Here is a 10,801-nt window from a genome sequence, read left to right on the forward strand (position 1 = left end):
GGCGGAGGCGTCGTCGGCCTTCTCGTCAGCCTTGGCTTCGGCCTTCTTGGTCTTCTTCGCGGCGGCCTTCTTCGGCTTGGCCTCGGTGGCTTCCTCGGCGTCGTCGTCGGCGTAGAGCGCCTCGCGCGAAACCGTCTGGTCCTCGACCTTCACCTGGCCGAGGAGGTGGTCGACGACCTTCTCCTCGAAGATCGGGGCGCGGATCTCGGCGAGAGCCTGCGGGTTCTTGCGGTAGAACTCCCAGACCTGCTTCTCCTGGCCGGGGAACTGGCGGGCGCGCTCGATCAGGGCCTGGGTGACCTCGTCATCCGAGATCTGGACCTTGGCCTGCTCGCCGATCTCGGCCAGCACGAGGCCCAGGCGCACGCGGCGCTCGGCGATCTTGCGATAGTCGGCGCGGGCGGCGTCCTCGGTGGTGTCCTCGTCGGCGAAGGTCTTGTTGGCCTGCTTCATGTCGGCCTCGACCTGGCTCCAGACACTGGCGAACTCCTGCTCGACCAGGGTCGGCGGCAGCTCGAAGGTGTACTTGCCGTCGAGCGCGTCCAGCAGGCCCTTCTTGAGCTTGCGGCGGGACTGGGCGGTGAAGTCGCGGCCGATCTGCTCGCTCACGGCTTCCTTGAGCTTGTCGAGCGATTCCATGCCGAAGGACTTGGCGAGCTCATCGTCGATCTTGATGGCCTCGGGAGCCTGGACGTCGGTCACGGTGACCTCGAACTCGGCCGGCTTGCCGGCGAGGTTCTCGGCCGCATAGTTCTCGGGGAAGGTGACCTTGACGGTGCGGGTCTCGCCGGTCTTGGCGCCTTCGAGCTGCTCCTCGAAGCCCGGGATGAACTGGCCGGCGCCGAGGTCGAGCGGGATCCCCTCGCCGGTGCCGCCGTCGAACTTCTCGCCGTCGAGCGTGCCGACGAAGGAGATGATCAGGCGGTCGCCCTTCTCGGCCTTGGCCTTCTCGCCCTTGGTGGCGTAGCTGCGGTTGCCGGAAGCCATGCGCAGCAGCGCGGCGTCGACATCGGCGTCCGGAACCTCGGCGACCGGCTTCACGAGCGCGACGTCCGAGAGGTCGGCGAGCTCGATCTTCGGGAGAACCTCGAGCGCGACGGTGAAGGCGAGATCGCCCTTGGCCTCCATCGCGGCCTCGATCTCTTCCTGATTCTCCGGGAAGCGGATCTGCGGCTCGAAGGCAAGCTTCAGGTTGTGGTCGGCGACGATCTTCTGGTTCGCCTCGTTGACGGCGTTCTGCAGCACGTCGGACATGACCGAGCGGCCATAGAGGCGGCGCAGATGCGCGACCGGCACCTTGCCCGGGCGGAAGCCGTTGATCTTGGCCTTGCCCTGGAGGTCCTGGAGGCTGCCATCGAGCCTGGACTTCAGGTCGGCGGCGTTCAGCACCACCTGGAATTCGCGCTTGAGGCCCTGGGACAGGGTTTCGGTCACGTTCATTTTTGTACCGCCAACAGCTCGTTTACGTCTCAATGTCCAAAGCGCGACGCCGGTTTCGACCGCCGCCGCGCTCGCGAAAAACTCTCCACATCGATCATCGTATTCGCACCCTGACGGGCGCGCGATGATCGAGACCGATGGTGCGGGCGGAGGGACTCGAACCCCCACGACTTTCGCCGCTGGTACCTAAAACCAGTGCGTCTACCAATTCCGCCACGCCCGCCGGCCCGATAGCGCTGCACGCGAGCAAACGCAGCGCGGCCATCGTCCAAGCCGCAGGCCTATACGCATTTCGGCCGGGCCATGCAGCAAAAAAATGACGGTTCTGCAAATCGCGCCTTCCGGCCGGCTTTCGGGAGCAAGGCGGGAACCGGCTCTCGCCAGAGCCGATCGAGCGGATTATGCGAGAGGGCATGACGAAACCGCCCGCCGCCGCCCTGCCCCCGCTCACCCGCCGCCAATGCCTGGCGGGGCTTGCCGGGGCCAGCCTGTTCGCCCCCCGGACCGGCCTGGCACAGGCGCCAGCCCCGGCCGCAAAGCCCGCGACCGAGCCGCTGCGGCAGACGCTCGTCGCCGCGCCGATGAAGGCGCGGCTGCGCCCGACACCGCCGGTCGACACCGAAATCTGGGCGTTCGACGGCGCCACGCCCGGCCCGACCTTGCGAATCAAGCAGGGCGAGACCCTGGCTCTCAAGCTGGAGAACAAGACGACCGCGCCGCTCGACCTGCACTGGTACGGCCTGCGCGGCGAGGCCGAGCGCGATGGCGTTGCTAGCTTCACGCGCCCGCCCATCGCCCCCGGCGAGACCGGCGAGTTCCGGATCACGCCGCCGGATTCGGGCACCCTGCTCTATCGTCCGCTGCGAGCCGGCGCCTCGTCCGAGCCTGCCGGCCGGGGCCTGAGCGGGCTCGTCGTCGTCGCGGAGAAGGAGCCGCTTCCGGTCGATCTAGACCTGCCCGTGCTCATCGCCGACTGGCTCATCGGCGACGACCAGGCGATCCAGCCCTTCGTTCTCCAGAGCAATGCCTCGGCATCGGCCGGACGACTCGGGAGTTGGCTCACCGTCAACGGCCGCTCGCCGCCGCAGCCGATCACGGCGCGGCCGGGCGCGCGCATCCGCCTCAGACTGGCCAACGCCTGCAACGCCCGGATCATGCGTTTGCGCTTCGACGGCGGAAAGGCGACGGTGATCGCGGTCGACAGCCAGCCGACCGAGAGTTTCGAGCCGGTGCGCTCGCAACTGCCCTTCGCGCCGGGCACGCGCTACGACGTGATCCTCGACCTGCCGATCGAGGTCGGTGCCGCGGTCAATGTCAGCGCCCTGATCGGCGGCGGCCTGCCCCTGGTCCGGATCGTGACGGCGGGCGAGCCGCAGGTGCCGCCGGCAGCCGCGCCCGCCCTGAAGCTCAACCCGGCCCTGCCGCTCGGCGTGCGCATGCAGGATGCCTTGCGGCCCGAGCTTGTCATCGAGGGCGGCGCGAAGCTGACCGAGGACCAGAAGCTCGATTTCTCCGGGCTCGATCTTGCCAGCCCCTGGCGGGTCAACGGAGGCACCGGCTCGTTCGACGGCAAGCCGCTGTTCAGCGTCAAGCGCGGCACGCCGATCGTGATGGCGATCGACAACCGCACCGCCTTCATCCAGCCGTTCCATGTCCACGGTCACAGCTTCCGGCTGCTGCATCCGCTCGACGACGGCTGGGAAAACTATTTCCTCGACACCGTGCAGATTCCTGAACGCAAGAAGCTGCACATCGCCTTCATCGCCGATAACCCCGGCCGCTGGCTGATCTCGTCGACAGTGCTGGAGCGCTTCGACCTCGGGCTGTGGAGCTGGTTCGCGGTGACGTGAGTCCGGGCGTCAGAGCCCCAGCCGATCCACCACGTCCTGCACGATCGCGTCCTTGCTGTCCTCGACCGAGACGACCAGCGGGCGCTCGTCGCTGCCCGGCTCCTCCAGCGCGGCGAACTGGCTGTCGAGCAGGGCCGGCGGCATGAAATGGTGCTGGCGGGCGGCCATGCGGCGGCCGATCAGTTCGCGCGAGCCCTTGAGATAGACCAGCGCGACATCCGGCCGGTCACCAACGATCACCTGCCGATAGGCGCGCTTCAAGGCCGAGCAGGTGACGATGCCGTGCTCGCCCCTGTTCCGCAGGTCATCGATCCAGGCGGCGATGGCGGCGAGCCAGGGCTTGCGGTCCTCGTCGGTGAGCGGCGTGCCGCCGGCCATCTTGGCGACGTTCTCAGGGGGGTGGAAGGAATCGGCATCGCGGAAGGGCCAGCCGAGGCGCTGAGCCAACCGCTCACCGAGCGAGGTCTTGCCCGAGCTTGCAACGCCCATGACGACGATGACGGCCGGGCGGCCGCCACTCACTAGCTCCGCCACCGTCTCAGCCCTGCTTCTTGGGTTCGACATGACCGCCGAAGCCGGCGCGCATCGCCGAGAGGACTTTCTCGCCGAAGGTGTGGTCGACGCGCGAGCGGAAGCGCGCGAACAGCGCCGAGGTCAGCACCTCGGCCGGGGTCGCGGTTTCGACGGCAGCATCGACCGTCCAGCGGCCTTCGCCCGAATCCGAGACATTGCCGGTATAGGAGGAGAGTTCCTCGTCGGCGGCCAGGGCCTCGGCCGTCAGGTCGAGCAGCCAGGAGGTGACGACCGAGCCGCGACGCCAGACCTCGGCGATCTCGGCCACGTCGAAATCGAAGCCGTATTCGGCCGGCAGGCCTTCCTTGGCCGAGGCGTTGCGCAGCAGGTCGAACCCCTCCGCGAAGGCCTGCATCATGCCGTATTCGATGCCGTTATGGATCATCTTGACGAAATGGCCGGCGCCGGTCGGGCCGCAATGCAGATAGCCCTGCTCGCTCGTCGGGTTGCGGCCCTCGCGATGCCTGGTCGGCTCGATCTCGCCCTTGCCGGGCGCCAGCGTCGCGAAGATCGGCTCCAGCCGGTCGAAGGCTTCCTTGTCGCCGCCGATCATCAGGCAATAGCCGCGATCGAGCCCGTGGACGCCGCCGGAGGTGCCGATATCCATGTAGTGGATGCCCTTGGCCGCGAGCTCCTTGCCGCGACGGACATCATCCTTCCAGAAGGCGTTGCCGCCGTCGATCAGCGTATCGCCTTCCTCGACGAGGCCGGAAAGCTCGGCCAGCGTCGCCTCGGTGATCTTGCCGGCCGGCAGCATCACCCAGATCGCACGGGGCGCCTTGAGCTTGGCGACCATGTCCTTGAGGTCGGCGGCGAGCGTCGCCCCGTCGGCGGCGAGCGCCTGGCCCGGCTTCGGATCGCGATCATAGACCACGCATTCATGGCCGGCGCGCATCAGCCGGCGCACGATGTTGCCACCCATCCGGCCGAGGCCGATCACTCCAAGCTGCATGTCAGATACTCCGCAAAGCCGGCTTTTCCTGCTTCAAGCATGGAGGCGACGGGCGGGGCAAGCCGACGTGACGCAGGTCTCAGGCCCGGATTTGCCGTTGCAGAGCCCGCCAACGCCCCGGCGTGACGCCAAAGGCGCGGCGGAACTGGCGGGTGAGATGGCTCTGGTCGGCAAAGCCGCAGGCGAAGGCCGCATCGGCCAGGGATGTGCCTTGCGCCAGCATCCGGCGGGCGCGGTCGAGCCGGCGCATCACAAGGTAGTTATAGGGGCTCGTGCCGAAGGCGGCGCGGAACTGGCGCGCCAGGGCGAAGCGATCGAGCCCGGTCATCGCTTCCAGCCGGCTTGAATCGACGACATCGGTGGCATGGGCATCGAGATAATCGCGCGCCCGCTCCAATGCCGTGCCGTCGATCCGGGAGGACCGAGCGTTTCCGGCGGAGGGGTCGAGCGCGAGCAAGGCCTGCGCGAGCCGTTCGACCAGATCATCCGCGGCCAGCGGGTCGAGCGGCTGGTCGAGGTCGCGCAGGGCCTGGGCGACGGCCGCGACGAGGCGGGGCTCCTGCGAAACGGCTGTGGATATGAAGGGCAAGGCCCGGCCGCCCTCGCCCATCGCCTGACGGATCAAACGCGGCTCGACATAGAGCATGCGGTAGCGGAAGCCGGTCTCTATGCCGGAGCGGCCGTTATGGACCTCGTCGGGATGCAGGATGATGGCGTGGCCGCCGAGGCTGTCGCGCCGCGCGCCGCGGTAATCGAAGGACTGTACGCCGGAGAGCGTCAGCCCGAAGGCGTAGGTGTCGTGACGGTGGGGATCATAGGCATAGCCGCGGAAGAACGCCTCCATGCGCTCGATGCCATCAGCACCTGAGCCGAGCCGGACCCAGTCCTGCTCCGGCCCGCACGATCGTTCAAGACGGGCCTTCCCGGCCTCGGGTAGCGATGAGCCCATGCGTTACGATACCAAAATCGCCCTCGTGGTTCGCGATGATCTCGCAGCCTGGCAAAAACTCAACGTCGCCAGCTTCCTTGCCGGCGGGCTCGTCGGAGCCTCGCCGGAACTGGCTGGCGAACCCTATCAGGATGCATCGGGCCGCTTCTACGGGCCGCTGATCCGCCAGCCCGTGCTGATCTTCGCGGCGAGCGCCGCGGAGCTCAGCAACGTGCTCCAGCGGGCTCAGCAGCGCGGCGTCAGGCCGCATCTCTATACACAGGAGCTGTTCGCGACCGGCAACGACGTCGACAATCGCGCGGCCGTTGCCGCGGTTACGACAGATGCGCTCGATCTCGTCGGCCTCGGACTGCATGCGGAGCGCAAGGAGATCGACAAGATCGTCAAGGGGTTGAAGCTGCACGGATGACGCCTTGCAGCACCTGCCCGCCCGGTAGTCTTGCCTGCCTCATTGCTGTGCAATGCAAGAGCCGGCTCATATTTCTACGGCCTTGAGCGCGACCTTCGTCGTGATCGTCCAGCGCATTTTTTGGCATTTACGAGTCCGGGAGAATCGCCTTAGCCTCCTTCTTGTCGGTAACAACTGAAAGGAGGTGATCCAGTGTCTCATTGTCATCAACCGCTGGTGCAGAGCGGGCGGACCTGGACCTCTTCTTGCTGGGGTTTCTATTCCGCGTGAGTTTTCGCACCTTCAGATCCGGTTCGCCGGATCGCGGTTCGGCAATGGAAGGGCAGCTCGCAAGGGCTGCCCTTCTTGCTTTTGAGCGGCTAATGCTGGCGCATGGCCGCGAGCCGTGGCAGACAGACGGCGTGTCACGCTTTTCCCTGCCCAATGCCCCGAGTACCGGCCGTGTCCGTTCCTGATCCGAGCCGCGAGGCCATTCTCGACTTCATCGAGGAAGAGCGCGCTGCCGGCCGCGAGGTCGGCCGGCGCGAGATCGCGAAGGCCTTCGGCCTCGATGGAGGCGGCAAGATCTGGCTGAAGCGCCTGCTCAAGGAGCTGGCGGAGGAAGGCGAGATCGGCGGCGACGGCCAAGAGCGCCCGGTCCATCCGCGCGGCGCCCTCCCCCCGGTCATGCTCTCCGAGATCAAGCGCCGCGACCGCGAGGGCGATCTCGTCGCCCAGCCGCTGGAATGGAACGAAGCGGACGATGGTGCCCCGCCACAGATCCTGATCGAACGCAGCCGCGAGGGGCGGCGAAAGGACAAGTCGGCCGCGCCGGCGCCAGGCGTCGGCGACCAGGTCATCCTCAAGCTGACACGTCTGCGCGGCGTCGATGGCTTCGGCTATTCCGGCCGCGTGCTCAAGGTGATGGGCAAGGCCCGGGCCGCCGTGCTCGGCATCTTCCGCGCCCTGCCCGACGGTTCAGGCCGGCTGGTGCCGATCGACAAAAAATCGCTGGGGCGCGAGGCGCTGATCCCGAAGGGCCGCACCGGAGAGGCTGAAGACGGCGACCTCGTCTCGGTCAGCTTGCGCCGCGAAAGCCGCTTTGGACCGCCGGAAGCGCATGTCCGCGAGCGGCTGGGCTCGATCAAGTCGGAGCGCGCCGTCAGCCTGATCGCGATCCACGCCCATGGCATTCCGCATGAATTCCCGCCGGCGGCGCTTCAGGAAGCGGCGAATGCGCCGCTCGCCAGCCTGAAGGGTCGCGAGGACTGGCGCGAGCTGCCGCTTGTCACCATCGACCCGGCCGACGCCAAGGACCATGACGACGCGGTCCATGCGGTGCCGGACGACAGCCCGGACAATCCCGGCGGCTTCGTCGTCACCGTCGCGATCGCGGATGTCGCGGCTTACGTCACGCCGCATTCGGCGCTCGACCGCGAGGCCCTGGAGCGCGGCAACTCGGTCTATTTCCCCGACCGCGTCGTGCCGATGCTGCCGGAGCGGATCTCGAACGATCTCTGTTCGCTGCGCGAGCACGAGGACCGGCCGGCGCTGGCCGTCCGGCTCGTGCTCAAGCCTGATGGTTCGAAGAAGAGCCACTCCTTCCATCGCGTGCTGATGCGCTCGGCGGCGAAGCTCTCGTACCAGCAGGCGCAAGCCGCCATCGACGGCCAGACCGACGAGAAGACAGCGCCGATCCGCGAGGCCGTGCTGATGCCGCTCTGGGCGGCCTATGGCATCGCGGCGCGCGCCCGCGACCAGCGCCAGCCGCTCGAACTCGACCTGCCCGAGCGCAAGCTGATCCTGAAGCCCGATGGTTCGGTCGATCGCGTCATCGTGCCGGACAGGCTCGCAGCGCATCGCCTGATCGAGGAATTCATGATCCTCGCCAATGTCGCGGCGGCCGAGACGCTGGAAAAGGCCGGCAGCCTCTTGATCTATCGCTGCCATGACGAACCCTCGCTGGAGAAGATGCGGGCGCTCGGCGAAGTGCTGGCCTCGATCGCCATCAAGCTGCCGCAGGACGGGGCGCTGAGGCCGGTGCTGTTCAACCGCATCCTCGGCATGATCAAAGGCTCGGAAAACGAGACGCTGATCAACGAGGTCGTGCTGCGCACGCAGGCGCAGGCCGAATATGTCGCGGAGAATTACGGGCATTTCGGCCTGAACCTGCGCCGCTACGCCCATTTCACCTCGCCGATCCGGCGCTATGCCGACCTGATCGTGCATCGCGCCTTGATCACCGCGCTGAAGCTCGGCGATGACGGGCTGCCGAAGAGCACCACGCTTGCGGAACTGCGCGAGGTCGCGACCCGCATCTCGGCGGCCGAACGGCGCGCCATGGCGGCCGAGCGCGAGACCACTGACCGCCTGATCGCGCATTTCCTCGCCGACCAGATCGGCGCGAGCTTCGACGGGCGGATCGGCGGCGTGCACAAGGCCGGTCTGTTCGTGAAGCTCGACGGCACCGGCGCCGACGGCTTCATCCCGGCCTCGACGCTCGGCGGCGACTATTATCGCTATGACGAGGCGGCGCACGCGCTGATCGGCGAGCGCACCGGCGAGAGCTGGCGCCTCGGCGACCGGGTGCATGTGAAGCTGGTCGAGGCCGCCCCCGTCGCAGGCGCCCTGCGCTTCGAGATCCTCTCGCCCGGGCGGAAAGTGGCCACGGGCGGGGGCGGGCGGCGACGCACCGGTGCGGTACCGTTCGGAACGAGCCGGCCGGCGGCCAGCTTCGGCAAGAAGGGCAAGCCGGGCGGAGGCGGCTTCGGCAAAAGCAAGTCGGGCAAGGGCAAGCCCGGCAAGAGGCGGTGATGGGCGTCCAGATCCACAGCGCGGACGGGCATCTCGAGGAGCGTGACTGGCGCCAGGCGGTGGCGCGCGGCCTGAAGGGACGCTGCCCGCATTGCGGCCAGGGCCGGCTCTTCCGCGCCTTCCTCAAGCCTGTCGATCGATGCGAGGCCTGCGGCGAGGACCTGCACCACCAGCGCGCCGACGACCTGCCGCCCTATATTGTCATCACCATCGTCGGCCATGTCATCGTCGGCGGCCTGCTGCTGGCGGAGAAATTCGCCGATTGGCCGATGTGGCTGCACATGACCGTCTGGCCGCTCCTCACCGTCATCCTGTCCTTCGCGCTGATGCAGCCCGTGAAGGGTGGCGTCGTCGGCCTGCAATGGGCCGTGCGCATGCATGGCTTCGGCGGCGAGCCCGACCGGCCCGAGCGCCAGCCCCTGCCCCCTTCGGAACCACGCTGATGACCGACCACACCGTCACCCTGACCCAGGCCGAGCGGGCGCGCAACACGGCCAACCAGCGTCCCAAGGACGCCGCGACCATGATGATCCTGGATCGCAGCGGATCGCGCCCCAAGGTGCTGATGGGCAAGCGTCACGAGGGCCACAAGTTCATGCCGGGCAAATATGTCTTCCCCGGCGGGCGCGTCGATGCCGGCGACCGGCAGATGGTCGCGACCGGTGCCGTGCCGCAGATCTGCGAGGACCGGCTCGGCAAGCGCTGCCTGCGGCCGAGCGCCGGCAAGGCGCGCGCGCTGGCAATGGCCGCGATCCGCGAGACCTTCGAGGAAACCGGCCTGCTCTTCGGCTCCGACGAATTCGGCTCGCCGGAAGCCGCCCCACCCGGGAGCTGGAGCGAGTTCGCGGCCCAAGGCATCTACCCCGATCTCTCGGCGGTCACCTTCGTCGCGCGCGCGATCACGCCGCCGCGCCGGCCGAAGCGATTCGACACCCGCTTCTTCGTGATCGACGCCTCCGCGGTCGCCAAGCGGGTGGACGGCATCATCGGGCCCGATTCGGAGCTGGTCGACCTGGTCTGGGTCGATTTCGACGAGGCCAAGGAGCTCGATCTGCCGACGATCACCAAAGTGATCATCCAGGAGGTCGAGGCCCGCATCGAGGGCGGTTTCGCGCCCTATCTGCCCGTCCCGTTCTACTGGGAGAAGCGCGGCAGCTTCGTGCGCGAGGAGCTTTGAGAGCCGGTTCGCGCCGCGGAGCTATTCTTCCTTGACTTCGCCGGCCCTTTGCGGCATTCCCCGCGCTGACGGTTTGCCGGGTTCGCCCGGCCATTTTCTTTTCCGAGGGCCTTCGGCCCGCATGGTTCGAGGATAGACCCATGGCCAAGGCCGTGACGATCAAGATCAAGCTGCTTTCCACCGCCGACACTGGCTTCTTCTACGTGACGAAGAAGAACTCGCGCACCATGACCGAGAAGATGTCGAAGAAGAAATACGACCCCGTCGCGCGCAAGCACGTCGAGTTCAAGGAAACCAAGATCAAGTGAGGCCTGGCCTCCCGATCTGATTTCGCTTTGAAAAACCGCCCTTTTGGGCGGTTTTTTCGTTTGAAGGTTCAAGACTTCCTCGCAACCGCTTCGTCATCCCGGGCTCGCCCCGGGGATGGCAGCGCTCAGGCTGCCATCCCCGTCGTCTCCGGGCTTGCCGGGGCTGGGGCGCACCACATCGCGAGCGCCTTGCGGCCGGCATCGGTCAGCGCATAGACACCGCGCCCGGACCGTTCGAACCAGCCATAGACGTTGCGATGCAGGATTTTCTGGGCGTCGGGACAGGACGGCTTGAGATCGCGCGGGCGCTTCGGCTCCGCCGCCATCGCAGCCGCACAGGCCAGCGCCTG

General features: G+C 67.5%; 11 protein-coding genes and 1 tRNA gene. 6 read left to right on the forward strand and 6 right to left on the reverse strand.

Annotated elements, in window-relative coordinates:
• Both tig and JHD80_RS25100 read right to left on the reverse strand, forming a co-directional pair.
• Nucleotides 1–1,440, reverse strand: a 1,440-nt coding sequence (gene tig, locus JHD80_RS25095; RefSeq protein ID WP_199092957.1) for a trigger factor, incomplete at its 3' end; no start/stop codon positions are given.
• Between the two features lie 138 nt (nt 1,441–1,578).
• Nucleotides 1,579–1,663 (reverse strand) — tRNA-Leu (locus tag JHD80_RS25100).
• A 190-nt stretch (nt 1,664–1,853) separates the two neighbouring features.
• On the opposite strand from JHD80_RS25100, the gene JHD80_RS25105 reads away from it, so the two are divergent.
• Nucleotides 1,854–3,290: a multicopper oxidase family protein gene (locus JHD80_RS25105; RefSeq protein WP_199092959.1), complete on the forward strand. Its 1,437-nt coding sequence runs from the start codon at nt 1,854–1,856 to the stop codon at nt 3,288–3,290.
• 9 nt (nt 3,291–3,299) lie between these two features.
• On the opposite strand, the gene JHD80_RS25110 is transcribed toward JHD80_RS25105, so the two are convergent.
• The 3 genes from JHD80_RS25110 to JHD80_RS25120 form a co-directional block, all read right to left on the reverse strand.
• Nucleotides 3,300–3,812 (reverse strand): gluconokinase, encoded by a 513-nt coding sequence (locus JHD80_RS25110; protein WP_349237347.1) that lies wholly within the window; start codon nt 3,810–3,812, stop codon nt 3,300–3,302.
• Between the two features lie 16 nt (nt 3,813–3,828).
• The gene (gene gnd, locus JHD80_RS25115) at nt 3,829–4,815 is read right to left on the reverse strand and encodes a phosphogluconate dehydrogenase (NAD(+)-dependent, decarboxylating) (protein WP_199092961.1); all 987 of its coding nucleotides are present in this window, start codon (nt 4,813–4,815) and stop codon (nt 3,829–3,831) included.
• 79 nt (nt 4,816–4,894) lie between these two features.
• Nucleotides 4,895–5,659: an AraC family transcriptional regulator gene (locus JHD80_RS25120; protein ID WP_248311771.1), complete on the reverse strand. Its 765-nt coding sequence runs from the start codon at nt 5,657–5,659 to the stop codon at nt 4,895–4,897.
• Nucleotides 5,660–5,762: 103 nt separating this feature from the next.
• Between JHD80_RS25120 and JHD80_RS25125 the strand changes: the two genes are divergently transcribed.
• From JHD80_RS25125 to rpmG, 5 genes are all read left to right on the forward strand, one after another.
• Nucleotides 5,763–6,173: a DUF2000 family protein gene (locus JHD80_RS25125; protein ID WP_199092965.1), complete on the forward strand. Its 411-nt coding sequence runs from the start codon at nt 5,763–5,765 to the stop codon at nt 6,171–6,173.
• Nucleotides 6,174–6,596: 423 nt separating this feature from the next.
• A complete protein-coding gene (gene rnr, locus JHD80_RS25130) occupies nt 6,597–8,966 on the forward strand; it encodes a ribonuclease R (RefSeq protein ID WP_199092967.1) in 2,370 nt (789 codons plus the stop codon).
• Complete coding sequence (locus JHD80_RS25135) at nt 8,966–9,409, forward strand: DUF983 domain-containing protein (RefSeq protein WP_199092970.1); 444 nt, start codon at nt 8,966–8,968, stop codon at nt 9,407–9,409. The genes rnr and JHD80_RS25135 overlap by 1 nt, the downstream gene beginning before the upstream one ends.
• Entirely contained in the window at nt 9,409–10,143 is a 735-nt protein-coding gene (locus tag JHD80_RS25140) for an NUDIX hydrolase (RefSeq protein WP_199092972.1), read from the forward strand. Before JHD80_RS25135 ends, JHD80_RS25140 begins: the two co-directional genes overlap by 1 nt.
• A gap of 140 nt (nt 10,144–10,283) precedes the next feature.
• Nucleotides 10,284–10,451: a 50S ribosomal protein L33 gene (gene rpmG / locus JHD80_RS25145; RefSeq protein WP_038367996.1), complete on the forward strand. Its 168-nt coding sequence runs from the start codon at nt 10,284–10,286 to the stop codon at nt 10,449–10,451.
• Between the two features lie 125 nt (nt 10,452–10,576).
• Here rpmG and JHD80_RS25150 read toward each other — a convergent pair.
• Nucleotides 10,577–10,801 (reverse strand): DUF2161 family putative PD-(D/E)XK-type phosphodiesterase (locus JHD80_RS25150; protein WP_248311772.1); only part of this gene is annotated, 225 nt, incomplete at its 5' end.

Source organism: Allobosea sp. ASV33 (assembly GCF_016428755.1).
Taxonomy (GTDB): Bacteria; Pseudomonadota; Alphaproteobacteria; order Rhizobiales; family Beijerinckiaceae; genus Allobosea.

Coding starts and splice junctions, on each gene's coding strand:
- rnr (WP_199092967.1), top strand. CDS start 6,597: ATGCCCCGAGTACCGGCCGTGTCCGTTCCTGATCCGAGCCGCGAGGCC.
- gnd (WP_199092961.1), bottom strand. CDS start 4,815: ATGCAGCTTGGAGTGATCGGCCTCGGCCGGATGGGTGGCAACATCGTG.
- JHD80_RS25140 (WP_199092972.1), top strand. CDS start 9,409: ATGACCGACCACACCGTCACCCTGACCCAGGCCGAGCGGGCGCGCAAC.
- JHD80_RS25120 (WP_248311771.1), bottom strand. CDS start 5,659: ATGGAGGCGTTCTTCCGCGGCTATGCCTATGATCCCCACCGTCACGAC.
- JHD80_RS25125 (WP_199092965.1), top strand. CDS start 5,763: ATGCGTTACGATACCAAAATCGCCCTCGTGGTTCGCGATGATCTCGCA.
- rpmG (WP_038367996.1), top strand. CDS start 10,284: ATGGCCAAGGCCGTGACGATCAAGATCAAGCTGCTTTCCACCGCCGAC.
- JHD80_RS25135 (WP_199092970.1), top strand. CDS start 8,966: ATGGGCGTCCAGATCCACAGCGCGGACGGGCATCTCGAGGAGCGTGAC.
- JHD80_RS25105 (WP_199092959.1), top strand. CDS start 1,854: ATGACGAAACCGCCCGCCGCCGCCCTGCCCCCGCTCACCCGCCGCCAA.